Here is a 19,204-nt window from a genome sequence, read left to right as displayed (position 1 = left end):
AACCGACGAAACCCGGCATAGCCCGTCAGCCTCAAACCCAGACCGCAAGCCGCACACAAGGAAGGCTCACCCGCACCACGCAAATACCCCATTAGCTCGGCCCCATCCGACTCGGTTCCAACCGAACTAACCGCACACCAGAAATTCGCGTGATGCCGTCGCAATCAAGTTACAGAAAATTCCTCATGTGGTTGAAGTTCATGCACCGAGGACTCAAATCAGCCGCCGCCAAATAAAGCTTAGAATCCGCTGTCAACAACACGGTATCTTCGTCAACGAGGGACAACAAGGAGCAATCCGCCACTCCAAGATAGCGATACTGCTCTAGCGATGCGGCTTCCTTGCTAGGCACGTATTCTTCGATGCAAGCCCTTTCGTCGAGCTCGAGAAAAGCTTTAAGCCATTGCTTTTCGCGAAAATCACCATCATCCGAAAGAAGATCGGAACATTCAGTGACGACATTTGGGGTAACGACAATTTGCTGATATCCAGAAACTACATCCAACGCTGTCTTGTAGTCATCAGGACAGTATTCCCGAACACGACGCCGTTTTCCCAAGAGCCCCGCATCAACAGAACCGAAAGCAAGAACCAACAAAATATTCGCGTCGAGGGCAATCCTAGCCGCCATAGCTGACGACCTTACCAGTTGTGTCGTCGATTCGCACATTTTTAAACGTTCGGTTATCTTTTAGGGCACCCGAAAGCCCCGCAAGCGGAGACGCACTTGCTTGGTCCCATTTTCGAGCAAACCCAACCTCTATGACCCATTGCCCCTTATCGATATCAAATTTTGTTCCCTCGACCGCAAAGCGAATAGTTCGCAGCACATCATCAACGGGCGAGCCCTCTACCCCTTCGCCAGACAAGCATTCCATCTCCGCAACATACGCGGCTGCTTTCTGCACCGCTTCTTTTACGTCCATCAGCGCCCCAATCTCCCGACACAATCAGACTTGATATATTTACAAAACCAATAGTATCATCGAACATATGTTCTCGTCAAGGGCAGTCTTCGAACAGGAGCCTCTGGTCCTCTTCTGGCAAATAGAAACGCCCGTGTCCCAATTCGAAGGTCGGGGCGTACTGCGTTTCTGCCCGGATGATTCGATGCGCACCGTGCCCTCGACCGATTGCCCAGAGAATTCCGACCAGGACACGAACGGGCTACCGTTTTTGCGCAGCAGCCGCTAGCAAATCTTCGCGGCTAGAGCAATACCGGCCTTCCCCAAAGTCCTTCCGCGATTCGCTCAACGCGCTGGCAAGACGGCGCCCATACGGCACATCCTCACTCGCAGTCCCCTCATAAACGCCAACGAACAAAGGCGCGCCGGTGCTGCTAAACAGCGCGAACGCGAACGGGCGGCCGAACACCACTTCCACGGGCTCTGGCGGCCATTCCTCAGGAACAGCTTCGGCAGCGGCCACAACAAACGTGAACGCCACGCCTTCCGCGCCGTTAAGGTCAAGCTTGAGTTGCGCATTCTGCACCACCGAGTCAACTCTCGCATCCGCTTTCGTCATGCCCGTCAACTGCGCTGCAGGCGAAAACGCGCGGCGCACGCCCATACTCTTCAGCAACTCGGCTAAACTCACGCCGTCCGCCTCAAGATCAATCACGGGAACGATGAGGTCGATCCCACCCGCCGGGCGTTCGGCGCCCTGTTTGTCGCGACAGTGAGCAATGAGCCGCCACGCCGCTCCGCCGCTGACAAACCCACCGATTTCGCCCGCGCCGCTCGGCATGGCGAACACGGCCGACGCGCCCGACATCATGGGCCATCGCACCGCAATGCCATCCGCGTCGTCGATGAGCCACCCGCAATTTCCCCGACCCACCATCGCGGGCACGGTTTGCGGCGCTCCGGGCGCGTTGAACTCCAGCTCGATTTCTTCCTCGAAACGGTCGAGCCATGTGTCCTTAAAATGCAGCACACTCAACAGCACAAGCGACGCGTCCGGCCCGAAAGTGGGCGCGATGGCAAACTTACCGCCGGTGTTGCAGGCCATCCAGTCCGCCATCTTCGATTGCACTTCGCCGCTTCGCAGCTTGCCAGCGAGCGCACCGGCATTCAGCCTTTTGAGCGACTTAACGTACGACTACGCAAAGGCGCTTTGCTAGGGTCGGCCCACACTGAGACGCCCAGCGTAAAGCTGTAATCGTCTGGCTGATAGGCGTCCTGCTCCCCAAACAGTGCGTCACGCGCAGCTTTGCGCGCCATGCCGCCGCCAAGTGTCGCATCAATCTCGTCGAACGTTTCGCCCTCGGCGCCGCGCGCAAGCGCCTCAAGGGCCACATAAGCACTTGCCGGCGATGCAACAAAGCTGCCCCCGTCATCCCGGACATCATACAAGGCAGCAAGCATCCGCCCGGCGAAGGCATCAAGCCCCGATTCGGTTCCCATCTTATGCATAACCGCCCCACTTTCCGCTATCGCCAAACGCGTATCCGGCCTGGCCTTTTCCGTTGATTTCCCTCGCTAGCCAGCGCCACGCATTAGCTGTCGGCTAATGATTGCAAGGCGAAAAGCCGCTAAGCTGAGATGCATATCAAGAGACAGCAAAGCGAAAAGCACAGGCAAGCAACCATCCCGCAGCATAAGGAGCAGCAGTGGAAGACTTCATCAGGGGCTTCATCATCGCCTTCGTATCGTTCCAGATATTTCGCACAGGCCGCGAAAGGCGCAAACTCGAGAAGTGCCGGCACGCACGCATCAACTAGGAGAATAAACCCGTGAAAACAATCGCAATATCTGTCATAGCTTCACTTACAACAATGCTTGCCCTGAAGCTGTTGCGCCACGTGCGAGCATATGGCAAGAAAAACGAAGAGCGGTAGACCAACCCGCAATGAAGTCGCTTACCGAAGCGCAGGAAAACCTGCTGCGAACATTAGGGTTTCCCGTGGCGCTCGAAAACCTGGACGATGCCGAGTTGACACGCATCGAAGACGCGCTTTCGAACGAAATACAGACGCACGGCATCAACGAAACGAGCAACGGACTGAACGACTACGGCGAGTTATGCCGCTCGTGCATAATAGCACTACCGGACTAACGGCGGTTACCTCGCAAACCAAATGCCCTTCGAGATGAATGCCACAGAGCGAGTCGCAAACAATTTCATTGACGCCGACGACAAACAACCACCTCAAGCAGATTAGGCACCGCCAACAGCGCAAAGTAGCACCCTTCGCATCAGTAGGGCTTCTCATCAGGTAATATCGATACATCGATACCATTCAGAGTATCAATCACACATGAGAAGGTGGGAACAGCATGAAAATGAAGCAATTACGTACCGGCATTGTAACTGCAGCGGTGGCTTGTGCGTTGTGCGCGACGATGGCGGGCTGCGCAAGCCAAAACGCGGGCAACGTTACAAGCGAGCAAGACGAGAACAGCAACGTGGAAGCAGCCACCATAACAACTCGCACGGTGACGTTCCCCTCTATGTACTTTCAAGACCAGGCAACCGAAGACGTGCAGGCAAAATTGCAGGAGCAAGGCTACTCGGACATTACCGCCAATGAAGACGGGTCGTACACCGTCACCATGTCCATCGACAAGTACAACGATTTAGTGGATAGCATGCACGACACCGTCGCCAATCAGCTTGACGGCATGCCCAACAGCGAAAACTGGCAAACCATCACCGCAATTCAGTACGACGATCAATTTTCCAACGTAACTCTAACCACCAGCAGCAGCCAAGTTGGCCTGCGGGAAGCCTTCGCCCCTCTCCAAGCCGGAATCATTTCTTGCATGTACCAGCAAATTGCCGGCCAACCCGTCAAATGCACCGTCAGCATTGTTGACGAATCTGGAGCTGAACTCTCCAGCAGCGTCTACCCCGATGTGCTTGACAGCGAACAAAAAGACGCTGTTGTAGCGAATTAAGGCAGGTAGTCAAATGGATGCGGTCATGAAGAAGCACGTGCTTATCCCCCTATGCACGATCATCGCGTGCGCTCTCCTGCTGACAGGTTGCACCAGTCAAAGCCCAAATCAAAGCGAGCCTCAATATGCCGACGAAGCCTTTATCGCCTCACTTGCAAAAGGCTACGAAGCTCGCGATACGCTAGTCAATCAGTCGCCCAACGCGGAAAAGTCGGTTGAGTACTACGAGAAAATCGTTGATGCCGAACTATCTCAAGTTGAGCAATATCAAACAGCACAATTCAAAGACAGCAAACTGCAAGAAAATGCGATTGCATACATCAACGCTCTGAAGGACCAGCGCACTGCCGCAGGGCTCTATGAAACCGATAAGGATAAATGTACGCAAGATTGGCAAAAAGCCTACGACAAGCGAACCGAACTGCTTCGCCTTTTTGTCGACGATTACGGACTCACCGTATCAGGCTCGCACCAAGACAGCCTGAACGATCTTGTAAGCCACGGCAAGAAAGTCACGCGTGAGAATGACGAAAAAGCCGCCGTGGAATCGCTTGCAGCATCAATTGTCCCAGAATTCACCGAACAGTATTCGACCTATACTGGCAAAGCAACGGTGACGAACAATACTGGATATGATTTCGACACCATCTCGTTCAAGGTCGAGCTGTTCGACGAAAGCAATGTGAAAGTCGAAACAACAGGAATGTACGCCAGCCACTGGCTAAACGGCGAGACCATCGTTCTCGATTGCTACACGTCAGTACAAGAACCCCCAGCAACGGTGAAAGTGGTAGCCGACTACTATCAAGTTGCTGAAAGTAATTAAGACAACGGGTTCTTGCTATAGCCCTCTATTCAATCAAGGAATCGCCTTTTGGCGATTCCTTTTTTATCTGCCACAGCCGCAAACACATCGAAATGGCCTCGACCATACAACAGCAACCACGCCCCTAAGGATGCGGGCTATAAAAGCCCAACGAACGCCCGTCGCACACGATTGCGACTATATAATTCTTTTAGCCCAATCATCACACGAAGGAACTTCAATGATAGACCTCAAAACCGTAACCATGCAGCTTATCGACGGCGAAGCGGACGGAATTCGCATCTGCCGCATCGAGGGTGAATCGTTGGTTACCGTTGTAGTTCCACGCGAGAAGCTTGCGCAAGCAAAAGCTCTTCCCGACTTGCCACACAGGGGCGTCTACTATCTACTTGACGAAGACCACGGCGTGCTCAGCCGCGTATATGCTGGGCAAACGACCCAGGGACTTGCACGCCTTGAAGCCCACAAGGCAAAGAAGGAATTCTGGAATCTCGCCGTCATGTTCCTGGACAACGAAAACAATATCGATCGAGACGTCCTTGACGCTCTTGAAGCCAAGGCCATCGACTTCGTGCGCACGCACGGCAGCTATGAAACGGATAACGCAGCAAGCCCGAATCCGCGAATAAGCCCCTACAAAGAACAGTCGGTCGAACGATTGCACGAAAGTGTATTGTGGCGTATGCAAGTGCTCGGCTATGACCTCGACCGTCTGGAAGTTGGCCCCTCTTCAGTCGAAACTTTCCATACCAAGAAAAACGGCATTCGAGCAAACGGGCGCTACAGCAAGGAAACGGGGCACTTCACCGTGCTTGCTGGCAGCATAATTGCCCTAGATAAGCCCATCATCAAAAACAACGGCGCACTCAAAGCTCGCGAGGATTTGTTCGGCGGCACAATCGGGCGCGCAACACTGACAGACGACATCACCTTCCGAAGCTCAAGCACCGCAGCAGCATTCGTACTAGGTGGAAGCCAAAACGGCTGGATAGAATGGGTAAACGACAGAGGCGAAACGCTTGACGAGGTGTATCGAACGCACAAGGAAGAACGATAAGTCTCACCGCATAACGGTCGCTAAGCAAGAAGCAAGAAGCAAGAAGCAAGAACATCGTAGCCACTCGGATAAATGGCTATTTAGCTGAGTTGCTGGACGCCAAGTTCGGCAAGCTATTGGAAGATGCTGATGGTTGGAACGAAGCATCTCTGCTAGATATCGCTAACTATAAGAATGGCCTCGCTATGCAGAAGTTCCGGCCAAAGGCAGGCGATCCAGGCCTCCCTGTTCTTAAGATACGCGAGCTAGGACAAGGTTGCTGCGGACCAGACTCCGAGCGTTGCCGGTCCGATATTGATGAAGACGTCCTTGTCCATGACGGTGACCTTGTCTTTTCGTGGTCAGGAACGCTGCTGCTTGATTTTTGGGCTGGAGGAGATGCCGGCCTGAATCAACATCTGTTCAAAGTCACGTCTGCAGCTTATCCGAGCTGGTTTTATTACATGTGGACCAAGTATCACCTTCGTAAGTTTATCGCTATGGCAAAAGACCGAGCGACAACTATGGGGCACATTAAGCGGAGCGCGCTGGCGGATTCGAAGGTGCTAATTCCCAATCAGCTGGTTCTCGATGGGCTGACTAGATCGATGCAGCCCATAGTTGACCAGATGATACTGAATAAGGTTGAAAATCGGCAATTGATCAGCCTTAGGAACGTCCTGCTTCCCAAACTCATGTCTGGCGAGATCGACGTCTCGAAGGTCGATCTCATGCAGCTAAATAGCCATTTACTTGAGGTTTTGACTTATTGGCACAGGGATGGAATTGCTGATCGTCATGTATGGCAGGTCGATACTGAAATTCGGTTCGGCGCCCCAAGGTTGTTTTGCCATTGATGTTATCTCGCATCCATATCTAGATGAATCGGGCTCCGCGGAGGAAGATTCCGCGTCGTAAAGGTAGAAACCAACCGGATATGTTGCTATAAAAGCCAGATTTGCCGTCTTCAAGCCCTCTTCATTGAGTAAAAGTTGTATCCATCCAGAAGAAACGAAGGTTCCGTTCTCTGGGACAGCAAACATAAAGAGTCGATAACGGTCGGGTAGGTTGCGGTTTTCGCAATCCAGAAGGAAGTCTCGGCAATCAAGCATTGTCCCGGGTTGCGTGGTGCTGCAAAAATTGCTGATCACATGTTTGGTAAATGCTAAAACCGGAATGTTGTGAGCTTCGAGGTGGATTCCGTTGCCGTCCTTGTCGTTCTTTGCTTCTTGAAGCAACGCGCCAAGTTCGCTGATGCATCCTGTGTAGGCTTTGACATAGTGTCTGCCGAGGTAGCTGTTGCATTTTCGACAAATCGTTTGGAATCCCACACCCCGTTGGTGCTGATGATAGTGAATGTCGCTAGTGAATTGAACGTTAGTAGTGCCGTGTTTCTTAGCTATATCAGCAACGCGATAAGACTTTACCGGCTTTGAATTGCCCATGCTACGAGGTGGAATATGCTCGTAGCTGAGAGGCCCATCATCGCCGCAAATATGGCAAATTCCAGTTCTGTTTGCACTCAAAATCTACCTCCTTTGAATGACATCAGATTCTAGAACTAAAGAACGCCCTATAAGGGGAATGCAGTAGGATGCCGCTCGAACTGTCTCTTTTGCTCACAATGAAAGGATAGCAATGGAAGCTGCTATTGATTCGATTCTTTTAGAGATGCAACCATTCTTGAAGTCGAGCCAGCTGAAACGGCTGAGGGATGCATTGAAACACGCGTTTGAGCCTAAGCAGCAGGAGGCGAACAAAACGCTGTTACAGACGTTTTTGACAGCCAAGGAGGTCGAAGGCTGCTCGCTCAGTACCCTTCGATATTACGAAGATACGCTTACTCGTGCGTTAGCGGCAATCGGAAAGCCCATTGGCGTGATGGTAAGTGATGACCTGCGGCGGTACCTCAACGATTATGAGGTCACGCGTCACACCAGTAAGGTAACTATCGATAATATTAGGCGTATCATGTCGAGTTTCTTTTCGTGGTTGGAGGACGAGGATTATATTGTGAAGAGCCCCGTGCGTCGTATTCGCCGAGTCAAGACCGCGCAAGTTACCAGAGAAGTTTTTAGTGATGAGGAACTTGAGGCCCTTAGGGGCGCCTGCGAGTCTAAACGAGATCTTGCTATTGTTGATTTGCTGGCATCGACGGGCATGCGTGTTGGCGAGCTTGTTCGCCTTAATAAAGGGGACATCAACTTCCACGAGCGAGAGTGCCTGGTGACGGGAAAGGGAAATAAACAGCGTCCCGTTTACTTTGATGCACGTGCCAAACTGCATCTTGTCGAGTATCTTGCAAGCCGCGCTGATGCAAGTTCGGCGCTTTTTGTTTCGCTCGGTCCATCGGGTCGGCGTATTACGGTAGGTGCCGTAGAACTAAGGTTGCGCAATCTCGGCAGAGCGTCGGGCGTTCATTGCGTTCACCCGCATAAATTTCGTCGCACGCTGGCGACCCATGCCATTGATAAGGGAATGCCAATCGAACAAGTGCAAAAGCTGCTTGGCCATGCGAAAATAGAAACCACTATGCACTACGCCATGGTGAACCAAAACAACGTGAAGGCTTCGCACAGAAGGTACTTGGAATGACAGAATCTCTCGAAACGATTTGCTCGTACCGGAACGAGAAAGCCAGCGCCGCATCAATCACGGCCGAAGACCTGTATGTTTCTACCGAAAGCATGGGGCCAAATCGCGGCGGTGTTTCAAAGACGGCATCTGTTCCGAGCGAAGGGAAAGTATCCTGCTTCCGCAAAGGCGACACGTTGGTTTCAAACATTAGGCCATACTTCAAGAAAATCTGGAAGGCCGATATTGACGGATACTGCTCGAATGACGTGTTGGTATTCCAGCCAAGCCAGCGCTGCAGCGCTGATTACCTCTACTGGCTTCTATGCGATGATGCATTTTTCGATTATGTCATGGCAACTTCAAAGGGCACGAAAATGCCCCGAGGTGATAAATCGGCGATCATGAGCTACGCCATCCCGTCAAACAGCGAAATGGCGCAGCGAAATATCGCATCGATATTGGCTCCTATTCAGGCAAAAATCGAAATGAACGCTAAGCTAAATGGCTATTTAGAAGAACTGGCACGCGCCATGTATGTGAACGCAATGCAAGAACATGCAGATAGTGCCGCGCTGCGCGATTTAGCAGAATTCAATCCGGAAACGTATTCGCCTAAAGAAAACTGGAGTGCTGTAAGCTACATTGATACCAGCGCCCTTATGCTAAACGATCTGGCAGGGCTTCAGCACTTCAATCTCGCCGAAGAAAAGCTTCCAGCCAGAGCTCGTCGCAAGGTCTCCGACGGTGACATTCTCTACTCAACCGTTAGGCCCAATCAAAACCATTATGGATTGCTGTACGGTCCGGTGCCGCATATGTTGGCCTCTACAGCTTTCGCAGTAATACGACCAAACGATACGATCATGTCCCCGCTTGTCTACCTCGCACTTACAGATGCGAGAATTACCAAGACGCTCCAACAGCTTGCCGAAACAAGCACTTCAACCATTCCGTCGATTAGACCAGTAGACCTTGAGCAAATTGCTGTACTAGTACCTTCGGATGAATGCGGGAATGAAATTGCCGCTCAAATTGGAACAGCTTTCAAACAGATCGATTGCAATAAACGAGAAAATCGTAAGCTTGCCGCTCTCCGTGACGCTCTTCTCCCCAAACTCATGTCGGGTGAAATCGACGTTTCGAAAGTAGACCTCACGCAGCTAAATAGCCATTTATCCGATTGTTGAGCAGCTCTCGGTCAAATAGCGAGTCCATCACCGCCACAACTCGACGCTGATTGTCGAGTGACGGTAGGTCTATTTCGATACGAGCCAAATCATTAGGATGAACGCGGAACACCTTCATCCCCTTAACATATTGCTTAAGGACACGCTTAAAATGGTTCGACTGCAGCAGCCAATTAAGATACTCAGGCAAAAGAAGATCCCGCCTAGTAACTCGTACAATGGTTGTTTCTGTCCCTGCAACAGCCTTCTTTCCTCCTGGATTGTTAAATAGGAAAGCGTGCCCGAGATCCTCAACAGTCTCAGATGTAAGGACATACACAATATCTTTGTCCTCAAGCCACTGCGTGGGTCTAGTTTTTTCGTCTTTGCTGATATACGGAATAGGCTTCTGCGAATCATCAACATCTATTCGAATGCTAAATCCACGATACAAATCGCCGTAATGGATGTAGAGGTAGCCCCCCTCGTCAAGCATTCGTACACGCGGGACACTTGCGCCTTTAGCGAAAGAGCACAACTCTCCTAGAGCAACCTTACATCCCATATCCGACCTCCGGGTTTTCCCCGATCAGTGCCACAAAGCAACTAATCCTCATATGCCCAACTTTCCACATCATCACTTACCGGCCACCTTTAAGCTGCTTTTGCAGGCCCTTTATGCCTTCAAGAAACGCCTTGTCAACGGCGCTTTCTTCGTCCGCGATGCGTGCTCGATATTTATCGTATTCCTTGTGCGCTTTCGTCAGTGCGCCTTTGTGATTCGCTTTGCCCGCTCCTTGGAGAACGCCTTTTCCGTACCTCTCGGCAAAATCGTCAAGCTCGCGAATCCAATCTTTCATATACATGGGATGGTGCTCTTCAGCTTGCATTTCCGCCAAATCGAAGAATGCCGACACGAGGTTGTTAAGACGCTTCAATTCGCTTTCGCTAAGATAATTTTTCGCCACCTCGGTTTCCTCGCGCGTAGGCTGATCCCCTTCGAATGTGGTTAAGCCCATGAAAGGAAGCGATGCGTCGGCGCGCTGCATGATAACCTCTGCCGCCGTATGCCCATGCGCTGCATAGTGAATCTTATTTTGCACTGTTTTGAAGAACAAAATCGATTCCGGCGTTTTCGGGTCGTAGTCGATACTAGTGGCGTACAAATCGAGCACCTGACGGTAAAGCATTTTCTCGCTGGATCGAATGTCCTTAATGCGGGCAAGCAACTCTTTCCAGTAAGTACCTCCGCCAGCGTTTTTCAACGCCTTGTCGTTAAGGTTGAATCCTTTCTGCAAGTATTCCTTCAGCTGCATTGTTGCCCATTTGCGAAATTGTGTCCCACGGTTACCGCGCACGCGGTAACCAACGGCAATAACCAGCTCCAGCGAATAATAGGAGACGTCGTAGTTCTTCCCGTCAGCGGCAGTTGTTCGGAATTTCCGAACAACTGCCGCTGGATCGAGCTCACCTTCCTCGAAGATATGCGTGATGTGCTCGCTGAGGGTAGACTTCGCAACCTGATACAGTTCCATCATCTGCGCCTGAGTGAGCCACATATTGTCGCCATGAAACGTGCACTCTACTTCTGGCAAGCCAGCACCGGACTGATAAATCACGATATCTCCCGACTGAGCGGGAACTATATCCTTAGATTCCATAGCCGATTGCCTCCAAGTTCTTTTTGATTTGTTCTTGCAGGCGGTTTGATTCCTCGAAGCATTTTGCCAGCTCACCAGTCAGTCGCGCCATTTTCTCATCGAAGGGCTCGTCATCTTCCTCAACATCAGCAATGCCGACATAGCGCCCTGGCGTCAAGATGAAGTCCTGCTTTGCGATATCTTCGATTGTGGCAACTTTGGAAAAGCCCTTTTCCTCTTCAAGCTCTCCGTCACGGAAGGCATCAAACGCTTTCGAAACCTTGGCGATATCCTCTTCCGTAAACTCACGTAACTTGCGGCTTACCATCGTGCCCATTTCGCGAGCGTCGATGAACAGCGTCTTGCCCGCTTGCTTCTTTGACTTGGAAATGATCCAAAGGCTTACAGGGATGCCCGTGCTATAGAACAACTTGTCAGGCATGGCAACGATACCTTCAACGAGATCGGCTTCAACGAGCGCCTTGCGAATGTCCCCTTCGCCACCGCTTTGGCTAGAAAGCGAGCCGTTGGCAAGCACCATGCCCATGCGTCCGGTTGCGTTCAGATGGTGCACCATGTGCTGCACCCACGCGAAGTTTGCATTGCCCTCGGGAGGAATGCCATAGTCCCAACGCGGGTCGTCCTTCAGCCTATCGCCTCCCCAATCCTTCAGGTTAAACGGCGGGTTAGCCAGAATGAAGTCGAACCGCTCATTCTTATGCAAATCGTTGAAGAACGTATCCGCGTTGCACGAGCCCAAATCGGCATCAATACCGCGAATGGCCAGATTCATCGTAGCCATCTTCCAAGTGGTGGGATTGCTCTCCTGTCCGAAAATCGACAGGTCATTGATGTTGCCTGCATGCCTGCGAACGAACTCGGCAGATTGCACGAACATGCCACCCGAACCGCAGCACGGGTCATACACGCGACCATGATAAGGCTCGATGATTTCCACCAGCGTACGCACTATGCAGGCCGGCGTATAGAATTCGCCAGCGTTCTTGCCTTCCGCCTCGGCGAACTTAGCCAAGCAATACTCGTAGGTACGCCCTAGGATATCGCGCGTGTCGCCCTTCTCAGCCATTTGAACGTTGGTGAACAGGTCAACCACTTCGCCAAGACGTCGTTTGTCCAATTCCTGACGAGCAAAATTCTTCGGCAGAATATTCTTCAGCTTATCGTTCTCGGCCTCGATTTTGCGCATAGCCTCATCGATTACCTTGCCGATTTCGGGCATATGCGCAGCAGCAGCCACTGTTTCCCAACGAGCCTCTTTCGGAACATAGAAAATGCCCTCATACGTGTATTCGTCGCGATCCTCTTCGAAGCCTTCACCTTCATCAACAAGTTCCTGATACTTTTGCTCAAACTTATCCGAAATATATTTCAGGAAGATGAGGCCAAGCACCACGTTCTTGTACTCAGATGCGTCAATGTTTCCGCGCAGTTTATCAGCAGCCTTCCAAATCTGCTCTTCAAAGCCAATTTCCGCGGTGTTGTCCGTTTTCTTCTTTGCCATGCAGATTCCTTACTCGTATATTTTCGTGTCGGCCCACAGCTCGCACTGCGCCATGACGGTTTCCGTCGCATCTGCCACGCCTTCAGGCGGGTATTTGTACTTGCGCAGAAGGCGCTTTATGGCGCGACGCATACCCGCCCGAGCGCTTTCTTTCTTCTGCCAGTCTATCGTAGCGTTCTTTCGCATTGCTTCAGTTAATTCCCGGCTTATGGCAACAAGCTGATCGTTGTCGTAAAAGTCTTTCACTGCCTGGGGCTTGGTAATCGCATCGTAAAACGCCATTTCCTCTTCGGTCAGGCCAAGCTTGGCGGCCTCATCGCGATCAGCCATCATGTCCTTAGCCATCTTCACAAGCTCTTCGATAACTTCAGCATTGCTCAGCATGCCATTAAGGTAAGCATTCAGCGTGCTCTGCAGAAGCTCGCTGAACTTGCGTGCTTTGACCACACTTGTGCGCTGGTAAGCTCGCACGCGCTCTTTAACCAAGCGCTTTAGCGCTTCCACCGCCACGTTCTTTTCCTTCATGGCAGCAACCTCAGCCAAGAAGCTTTCATCGAACAGCGAAATCTCGACGCTCTTCTCGTTGAAGAGATCGATGACGCCTTCGGCGCGCACGGTCTGCTCCAAAATAGCTGTCACGCGCTGGTTGAATTCGGCATAGGTCATGCCACCGCCACCTGAGCCCTTGCGCCCGGTCAGGCGCAGCACCTGTACACGCAGTACAGAAAAATAAGCCGCTTCATGCTGGTTTTCTTCCGAAACCAAGCTTTTGCACAAGCTGAGCGCTTGGTTCATGAGCTGACACTGATTAAGGAAGTCCTCCATGTCTTCGACACGGGCAGGAGCAAGCAGCCAATCGGTGCCCTCGACAATTGCGTCAGCCAATTTGCCACGATTGCCCGAAAAAATATCGTCATGGTAGTCAAACCCATACAGCAGGTCACGGCACACGTCCAGCTTCTCTAAGAACTTGGGATAGGCTGTAGCCGCCACATTCATATCGCCATAATTATGCTGATCGCGATTTGTGTAATCCTTCATAGCTTGCTTTAAGGCGCGCGCAATACCAATGTAGTCCACAACCAGGCCACCTTCTTTGCCTTTGCACACGCGATTAACGCGAGCGATGGCCTGCATCAAGTTGTAGCCTTTCATGGGCTTGAACACATACATGGTAGATAAGCCGGGCACATCAAAGCCCGTAAGCCACATATCAACCACGATGGCAATTTTCAGCGAGTCCGAGTCGTCCTTAAATCGCCGCTCCATCTCCTTCTTGTGCTTTGCTCCGCCGCAAACATCAAACCATTCTTCAGGGTCTTGGTTGGACATGGTCATCACCACGCCCAGCATGTCCTTCCATTGCGGCCGCAGTTCGAGAAGCTTGTTGTAGATTTTCATGGCCATCGGACGGCTGTAAGCCACAATGAGCGCTTTGCCGGCCAGAACATCGGCGCGGTTATTCTCATAATGCTCAACGATATCTCGACACAAAGTGTCAACCGTTTCCGGCGCGCCAAAGATGGCATCCAGACCGCCAGTATCACGCTTAGCTTTCTCCACGCTTGCCTCGTCAGCTTGCGCGGCAAACTCGGCATAGGTAGCGTCGAGTTTAGCAAGGGTGCCTTCATCGAGTTTTAGCGCTACAACACGACTTTCGTAATAGACCGGCTTAGTGGATTCATCTTCAACGGACTGCGTCATATCGTACACGTCAATGTAATCGCCGAAGATTTCGCGCGTATTACGGTCTTGCAAGGCAATTGGCGTACCCGTAAATCCTATGTAGGAGGCGTTAGGAAGTGCTTTTCGCACTACGCGCGCTGCGCCCACCGAGATTTTGCCGCTTTCGTCTATCTTTTCGGTCATGCCGTATTGTCCACGGTGCGCCTCGTCCACCATCACCACAACGTTACTTCGATCGCAAAGCGGTTCATCCCCGTCAACAAACTTCTGCATGGTTGTAAACACGATGCCGTTAGCCTCACGGCCCACAAGCAATTCCTTCAGGTTTTCACGACTAGTAGCCTGCACCGGCGTTTGACGCAAGAAATCCTTGCATCGGCCAAATTGTCCAAACAGCTGGTCATCAAGGTCGTTGCGATCGGTGATAACAACGATTGTGGGGCTGTTCAGCCGCGCTTGCAACAAGTGTGCGAAGAACACCATCGACAGCGATTTGCCCGATCCTTGCGTATGCCAGAACACGCCAATCTTTCCATCACCGTTCACGGCTTCCTCAGCGCGCTCAATTGCCTTGGTCACGCCAAAGTACTGATGATATGCGGCAAGGATTTTCACGATTCGATCACCGGAATCGTTAAAACATACGAAGTTGCGAATGATGTCCAAAAGACGCGCTTTCGGCATCATGCCGTCAATCATGGTTTTCCATGTTGCTGCTTTAGTTTCGGAGTAGTCGCCATCGACTGACTTCCACGCAACGTAGCGGTCCTCATCAGCGGTAATCGTTCCAACACGCGTCTCGGTCATGTCGCTCATTACGCAAAAAACATTCGGCACAAACATGCTTGGAATGTGGTGCATGTAGTTGCGCAACTGCAAGTATGCATCCGAAGCATCAGTTTCTTCCCGCGAAGGACTTTTCAATTCGAACAGCACAAGCGGCATACCGTTCACGAAAACGACCACGTCAGGACGCTTTTCCGAATACTCCACAAACGTCCATTGGTCAACCACATTGAAAACGTTATTGTCTGGGCGTTCGAAATCGAGCAAGCGCACAATGTCGTCCCGCTCTTCCTTACCATCGAAGTAGCGAACTTCCACGCCCGATTGCAAATACTCAGTAAATACCTCATTCCGCTGCTCAAGGCTACCGCCTTCGACATTCGAAAGCTTAAGCACAGCTTCTTGGATAGCGGAATCAGGCAAGCCTTTGTTGATTCGTTTAAGGGCAGCTGGCAAGACACCGGGAAGAAACGCATCGCGATATTCATCAGAAGTGCGCGGCACATTGGGGCCATGGAGATATTCATAGCCCAATTCATCGCGCAGATGATCGACGAGCGTCTTCTCAAAGAAGTCCTCATCAATTTTCATGACGGCATAATCGTATCTTTCCATCGCTTACGACCTCTCACGTAGCTTGGCGGGCGTCACAAATCTGGTGGCGAATTTTGAGCGGCATCTTATCGCACCAGGTGCTTGCCAATTAATTCAAAGTATAGCAAGCCAACTGCTGGCGCTTTGGCCAAAGCTAGAAGCGCCTTTCAAGCGGCAGCTCCGCCCACCGAGAGGCTGCCTCTGCGAAGTGAGTCTTTCGAAGATGAGATTTTCCAGACGGCGTCTGGAAAATCTCATGGCTGCGCCCTTCCCTCCATCACCTAAAATCCGACAAGAAATGTCTGATCAATTGGTCACACAGCGTGTGACCAATTTGAAAGAGACGGAAAAGCGCCAAGTACGCTCACAGTCAGCAATAGCGAAAAGCGCGCGTTACAACGATGCGGATTAGCAAATCGCTTAGGTTGACCATTTCGCTAAACCGTCAACGTTCGTTCGCCGATGGGGCAGGAACGTGCTTTTGCGGGCGCCTATTATAGATAGTGAGACATAAAGGTAAGTTTGCCCGGGGCCATTGGATGCCCGCGATGGCTGCGGGTTCGCACCGCGGCCTTCGCCAGCGCCGCTGTCGCGCGCCGCTGGCCAACCGCACGGCGTTGGTCGTTCGCGCGCAGGCACCCGCCCCGAGCCGCTCATCGTGTTCGCAATTTGCACCTGAAAGAAGCACTACCCTATGAGCACTTCGTTTGAGCGTCGCGTTGATGCGCGGTTCGTCCTGTCCGTTGTTGCGTGCGGCATCATGTCGTTTTCTGGCGTGGTCGTGGAAACGGCCATGAACATCACGTTCCCCACGCTGATGGTCGAGTTCGGCGTCGACACCGCCACCGTGCAGTGGATCACCACAGGCTATCTGCTGGTGAGGAAAGCCCCATAGCAAAGAAAGCCACGCCTCAACCAGCGAAGCCCCTATTCCTGCCTATCTTCGTACGCTACGCGTCCGGCGCAGATGGTGTACTTCACCTTGCCGTAAAGTTCTTCGCCCACAAACGGGGAATTCGCCGCTTTCGACACGAACTCCAGGCCGACTTCCCAGCGTTCGCCTTCATTGAAAATCACCAGGTCAGCGTCGGCGCCTTCCGCAATCGTGCCCTTGTCCAAGCCGTAAAGCCGCGCCGGGTTCAGGCTCATCTTCTCCATCAGCTGCATGACCGTCAGATGCCCCTTGCGCACCAAGTTCGTGATGCCCAGCGCCAGCGCGGTCTCCAGCCCGATGATACCGCTGGGCGCCTCGGCGAACGGCTTGGCCTTCTCCTCGGCAGCATGCGGCGCGTGGTCGGTGGCGATGATGTCGATCGCGCCGTCTTTCAGGCCCTCGATGATGGCGTAGCGATCGGCCTGCGTGCGCAGCGGCGGGTTCATCTTGGCCAGGGGGCCTTTTTCCAGCACGGCGTCCTCGGTCAGCGAGAAATGGTGCGGCGTGGCCTCGGCCGTCACGCGTGCGCCCACCTCCTTGGCCAGGCGCACCAGCTGCACGGAATTCGCCGAGCTGATGTGCTGGATGTTCACCCGCGCGCCCGTGTGCAGCGCCAGCATGCAGTCGCGCGCCACCAGCACGTTCTCGGCCAGCGCCGGCGCGCCGCCAAGCCCCAGCGCGCGCGACACCGCGCCCTGGTTCACGCCCGGCGACTCGATGAACGCGCGGTCTTCCTCGTGAAACGACAGCGGCAGGCCAAGCTTCGCCGCGCGCTCCATGGCGCTCTTGACCAGGCCTTCGTTCATCAGCGGAATGCCGTCGTCCGTAAAGCCCGCGGCCCCGCAGGCAGCAAGTTCTTCCATGTCCACCAGCTCGCGCCCTTGCATGCCGCGGCTGATGGTGGCGCACGTCAGCACGTTGATGGCGCACTTCGCCCCGCGATCGAGCACGTAGCCAAGCGTCTCGGCGTTGTCCACCGGCGGCTTCGTATTCGCCATGCACACCACGGTGGTGAACCCGCCCGCTGCGGCCGATGCGGCGCCGGTTTCGATATCCTCCTTGTACGTCAGACCCGGGTCGCGGAAGTGCACGTGCACGTCCACCAGGCCCGGAGCCACCACGCAGCCCTTGGCCTCGATGATGCGCTCGTAGTCCTCCGAGCGCTGGTACTTGCCGATCTTCGCAATTTTGCCGCCGTCCAACACCAGGTCAAGCACGTCGTCGACACCGCGCACCGGGTCGATGACGCGACCATCTTTCACCAGAATCATTGCGCTTCTTCCTTCAAATGCTCGTACATCACCATGGCGCCGTCCAGGATCGACTCGATGGTGGCGAACTCCTTCTTGTTGTGGCTGATGCCCTTCACGCACGGGATGAACACCATGCCTGTGTCGCAGATGTGTGCAAACGACATGGCATCGTGACCTGCACCGCTGATCATCAACCGATGCGGGATGCGCAAACGCTTCGCCGCGTCGAGCAGCTTTTGCTGCGTTTCCGACGACATCTCGATAGGCGGGATGTCGGACGTTTTCTCGCGGAAGCACTTCAGGCGGCGCTTTTCGCAGATGCGCGTGCACGCCGCCTTCAGGCGCGCCTCCATGCGGTCGAGGCTGGCCACGTCGATGCCGCGCATGTCCACGCCCAACTCCACCTCGCCGGGGATGACGTTGAGCGCGTTGGGGTGGTTCACGATGACGCCCACCGTGGCCACGGACTGGTGCATGGCCTCGGACTTGCCGATCTCCTCAACTTCCAGGATGATCTCGGCCGCCGCCGCTAGCGCGTCGGCGCGCATGCCCATGGGCGTGGCACCGGAATGCTCCGCGTTGCCGTGCACGTGCACCTTAAAGCGGCGCGGGCCGGCGATGGTGCTCACAATGCCGACGGCATCGCCGTACTCTTCCAGGACTTTTCCCTGTTCAATGTGCAATTCCAGGTATTCGCTAATGCCTTTGATGCGATCGGGCGTCAAGCTGTAGCCCTTGCGGTCGAACACTTCGTGTAGCGTTTCGCCCTGCTTGTTCACGGCCTCGCCCACGTCGTGCTTGTAGATTTCCTTGGTGATAAGGCCGCTGCCGATAGTGCTTCTGCCGAAGTTGCTGGACTCCTCGCAGCGCATGGCGCCCACGCGAATGGGCAGGTCAAGGCCGTCGCGTTCGGCCCAGCTCATCACCAGCAGCCCCGCGATGATGCCCGCCACGCCGTCGTAGCGCCCGCCTTCGATCACCGAATCCAGGTGCGAGCCGACCAGCCAGTAAGGCTCGTCCTTGCTGTACTGCATACGGTACAAGTAGGTGTTGCCCACCTGGTCGGCGAAGTTGCCGTAGCCTTTTTCCTTGCCAAGTTCGCACAACGTGCGGTGCATCTCGTCCTCGACTTCGGTATAGCCAAGCCGGGTGACGCCGCCGGATTCGCAACTGCCGATGCCGTAGAACCGGTCGAAAAGATATTCCGCGTATTCAACGTCTTCAATAGCGTGCCGCATAGCTGCCCCTTTCGTATATCGGCATGGTAGCCCAATGCGCCGCAGCG

General features: G+C 53.3%; 18 protein-coding genes. 7 read left to right on the top strand and 11 right to left on the bottom strand.

Annotated features, from left to right (window positions below; all coding sequences use genetic code 11):
* Positions 1 to 169: 169 nt before the first annotated feature.
* From ET524_RS10930 to ET524_RS12075, 4 genes are all read right to left on the bottom strand, one after another.
* Positions 170 to 631 (bottom strand): PIN domain-containing protein, encoded by a 462-nt coding sequence (locus ET524_RS10930; RefSeq protein ID WP_129425808.1) that lies wholly within the window; start codon positions 629 to 631, stop codon positions 170 to 172.
* Entirely contained in the window at positions 621 to 926 is a 306-nt protein-coding gene (locus ET524_RS10925; protein ID WP_129425806.1) for a hypothetical protein, read from the bottom strand. The genes ET524_RS10930 and ET524_RS10925 overlap by 11 nt, the downstream gene beginning before the upstream one ends.
* 241 nt (positions 927 to 1,167) lie before the next feature.
* Positions 1,168 to 2,034: a serpin family protein gene (locus tag ET524_RS10920; RefSeq protein ID WP_129425804.1), complete on the bottom strand. Its 867-nt coding sequence runs from the start codon at positions 2,032 to 2,034 to the stop codon at positions 1,168 to 1,170.
* A 38-nt stretch (positions 2,035 to 2,072) separates the two neighbouring features.
* Positions 2,073 to 2,414 carry a serpin family protein gene (locus tag ET524_RS12075; RefSeq protein ID WP_201738792.1) on the bottom strand — a complete coding sequence of 114 codons (342 nt, stop codon included), beginning with the start codon at positions 2,412 to 2,414 and terminating at the stop codon, positions 2,073 to 2,075.
* 436 nt (positions 2,415 to 2,850) lie between these two features.
* On the opposite strand from ET524_RS12075, the gene ET524_RS10910 reads away from it, so the two are divergent.
* From ET524_RS10910 to ET524_RS10895, 4 genes are all read left to right on the top strand, one after another.
* Positions 2,851 to 3,057, top strand: coding sequence for a hypothetical protein (locus ET524_RS10910; RefSeq protein ID WP_129425802.1), 207 nt, complete (start codon positions 2,851 to 2,853; stop codon positions 3,055 to 3,057).
* Positions 3,058 to 3,278: 221 nt separating this feature from the next.
* Entirely contained in the window at positions 3,279 to 3,899 is a 621-nt protein-coding gene (locus tag ET524_RS10905) for a hypothetical protein (protein WP_129425800.1), read from the top strand.
* A gap of 25 nt (positions 3,900 to 3,924) precedes the next feature.
* Positions 3,925 to 4,725, top strand: a complete 801-nt coding sequence (locus ET524_RS10900; protein WP_129425798.1) for an FxLYD domain-containing protein — start codon at positions 3,925 to 3,927, stop codon at positions 4,723 to 4,725.
* A 220-nt stretch (positions 4,726 to 4,945) separates the two neighbouring features.
* Positions 4,946 to 5,782: a GIY-YIG nuclease family protein gene (locus ET524_RS10895; RefSeq protein WP_129425796.1), complete on the top strand. Its 837-nt coding sequence runs from the start codon at positions 4,946 to 4,948 to the stop codon at positions 5,780 to 5,782.
* A 728-nt stretch (positions 5,783 to 6,510) separates the two neighbouring features.
* On the opposite strand, the gene ET524_RS10885 is transcribed toward ET524_RS10895, so the two are convergent.
* Complete coding sequence (locus ET524_RS10885; RefSeq protein WP_129425794.1) at positions 6,511 to 7,287, bottom strand: hypothetical protein; 777 nt, start codon at positions 7,285 to 7,287, stop codon at positions 6,511 to 6,513.
* A gap of 112 nt (positions 7,288 to 7,399) precedes the next feature.
* On the opposite strand from ET524_RS10885, the gene xerA reads away from it, so the two are divergent.
* The gene (gene xerA / locus ET524_RS10880; protein WP_129425792.1) at positions 7,400 to 8,356 is read left to right on the top strand and encodes a site-specific tyrosine recombinase/integron integrase; all 957 of its coding nucleotides are present in this window, start codon (positions 7,400 to 7,402) and stop codon (positions 8,354 to 8,356) included.
* Positions 8,353 to 9,525 (top strand): restriction endonuclease subunit S, encoded by a 1,173-nt coding sequence (locus ET524_RS10875; protein ID WP_129425790.1) that lies wholly within the window; start codon positions 8,353 to 8,355, stop codon positions 9,523 to 9,525. The genes xerA and ET524_RS10875 overlap by 4 nt, the downstream gene beginning before the upstream one ends.
* On the opposite strand, the gene ET524_RS10870 is transcribed toward ET524_RS10875, so the two are convergent.
* The 4 genes from ET524_RS10870 to ET524_RS10855 all read right to left on the bottom strand — a co-directional run bounded on the left by ET524_RS10870 (position 9,491) and on the right by ET524_RS10855 (position 15,729).
* Entirely contained in the window at positions 9,491 to 10,069 is a 579-nt protein-coding gene (locus tag ET524_RS10870) for a restriction endonuclease subunit S (RefSeq protein WP_129425788.1), read from the bottom strand. The two genes, ET524_RS10875 and ET524_RS10870, sit on opposite strands and share 35 nt — an antisense overlap.
* Positions 10,070 to 10,145: 76 nt before the next feature.
* Complete coding sequence (locus tag ET524_RS10865; RefSeq protein WP_129425786.1) at positions 10,146 to 11,165, bottom strand: virulence RhuM family protein; 1,020 nt, start codon at positions 11,163 to 11,165, stop codon at positions 10,146 to 10,148.
* Entirely contained in the window at positions 11,155 to 12,666 is a 1,512-nt protein-coding gene (locus tag ET524_RS10860; RefSeq protein WP_129425784.1) for a class I SAM-dependent DNA methyltransferase, read from the bottom strand. The genes ET524_RS10865 and ET524_RS10860 overlap by 11 nt, the downstream gene beginning before the upstream one ends.
* 9 nt (positions 12,667 to 12,675) lie before the next feature.
* The gene (locus ET524_RS10855) at positions 12,676 to 15,729 is read right to left on the bottom strand and encodes a type I restriction endonuclease subunit R (RefSeq protein ID WP_236648312.1); all 3,054 of its coding nucleotides are present in this window, start codon (positions 15,727 to 15,729) and stop codon (positions 12,676 to 12,678) included.
* Positions 15,730 to 16,426: 697 nt separating this feature from the next.
* On the opposite strand from ET524_RS10855, the gene ET524_RS10850 reads away from it, so the two are divergent.
* Positions 16,427 to 16,627, top strand: a complete 201-nt coding sequence (locus tag ET524_RS10850; protein WP_201738791.1) for a hypothetical protein — start codon at positions 16,427 to 16,429, stop codon at positions 16,625 to 16,627.
* Positions 16,628 to 16,659: 32 nt separating this feature from the next.
* Here the strand turns inward: ET524_RS10850 and ET524_RS10845 are convergent, their stop codons facing one another.
* Entirely contained in the window at positions 16,660 to 17,937 is a 1,278-nt protein-coding gene (locus ET524_RS10845) for a dihydroorotase (protein ID WP_201738790.1), read from the bottom strand.
* Complete coding sequence (locus tag ET524_RS10840) at positions 17,934 to 19,157, bottom strand: hydantoinase/carbamoylase family amidase (RefSeq protein ID WP_129425780.1); 1,224 nt, start codon at positions 19,155 to 19,157, stop codon at positions 17,934 to 17,936. The genes ET524_RS10845 and ET524_RS10840 overlap by 4 nt, the downstream gene beginning before the upstream one ends.
* Between the last annotated feature and the right edge of the window lie 47 nt (positions 19,158 to 19,204).

This window comes from Senegalimassilia faecalis (assembly GCF_004135645.1).
GTDB lineage: Bacteria > Actinomycetota > Coriobacteriia > Coriobacteriales > Eggerthellaceae > Senegalimassilia > Senegalimassilia faecalis.
Note: the sequence above shows the minus strand (reverse complement) of the source record. Positions and strands in the feature narration are given on the sequence as shown.

What these genes read in the sequence shown, in the direction of transcription:
- ET524_RS10930 (WP_129425808.1), bottom strand. Translation starts at nt 631, where the DNA reads ATGGCGGCTAGGATTGCCCTCGACGCGAATATTTTGTTGGTTCTTGCT.
- ET524_RS10925 (WP_129425806.1), bottom strand. Translation starts at nt 926, where the DNA reads ATGGACGTAAAAGAAGCGGTGCAGAAAGCAGCCGCGTATGTTGCGGAG.
- ET524_RS12075 (WP_201738792.1), bottom strand. Translation starts at nt 2,414, where the DNA reads ATGCATAAGATGGGAACCGAATCGGGGCTTGATGCCTTCGCCGGGCGG.
- ET524_RS10910 (WP_129425802.1), top strand. Translation starts at nt 2,851, where the DNA reads ATGAAGTCGCTTACCGAAGCGCAGGAAAACCTGCTGCGAACATTAGGG.
- ET524_RS10905 (WP_129425800.1), top strand. Translation starts at nt 3,279, where the DNA reads ATGAAAATGAAGCAATTACGTACCGGCATTGTAACTGCAGCGGTGGCT.
- ET524_RS10900 (WP_129425798.1), top strand. Translation starts at nt 3,925, where the DNA reads ATGAAGAAGCACGTGCTTATCCCCCTATGCACGATCATCGCGTGCGCT.
- ET524_RS10895 (WP_129425796.1), top strand. Translation starts at nt 4,946, where the DNA reads ATGATAGACCTCAAAACCGTAACCATGCAGCTTATCGACGGCGAAGCG.
- xerA (WP_129425792.1), top strand. Translation starts at nt 7,400, where the DNA reads ATGGAAGCTGCTATTGATTCGATTCTTTTAGAGATGCAACCATTCTTG.
- ET524_RS10875 (WP_129425790.1), top strand. Translation starts at nt 8,353, where the DNA reads ATGACAGAATCTCTCGAAACGATTTGCTCGTACCGGAACGAGAAAGCC.
- ET524_RS10870 (WP_129425788.1), bottom strand. Translation starts at nt 10,069, where the DNA reads ATGGGATGTAAGGTTGCTCTAGGAGAGTTGTGCTCTTTCGCTAAAGGC.
- ET524_RS10865 (WP_129425786.1), bottom strand. Translation starts at nt 11,165, where the DNA reads ATGGAATCTAAGGATATAGTTCCCGCTCAGTCGGGAGATATCGTGATT.
- ET524_RS10860 (WP_129425784.1), bottom strand. Translation starts at nt 12,666, where the DNA reads ATGGCAAAGAAGAAAACGGACAACACCGCGGAAATTGGCTTTGAAGAG.
- ET524_RS10855 (WP_236648312.1), bottom strand. Translation starts at nt 15,729, where the DNA reads ATGAAAATTGATGAGGACTTCTTTGAGAAGACGCTCGTCGATCATCTG.
- ET524_RS10850 (WP_201738791.1), top strand. Translation starts at nt 16,427, where the DNA reads ATGAGCACTTCGTTTGAGCGTCGCGTTGATGCGCGGTTCGTCCTGTCC.
- ET524_RS10845 (WP_201738790.1), bottom strand. Translation starts at nt 17,937, where the DNA reads ATGATTCTGGTGAAAGATGGTCGCGTCATCGACCCGGTGCGCGGTGTC.
- ET524_RS10840 (WP_129425780.1), bottom strand. Translation starts at nt 19,157, where the DNA reads ATGCGGCACGCTATTGAAGACGTTGAATACGCGGAATATCTTTTCGAC.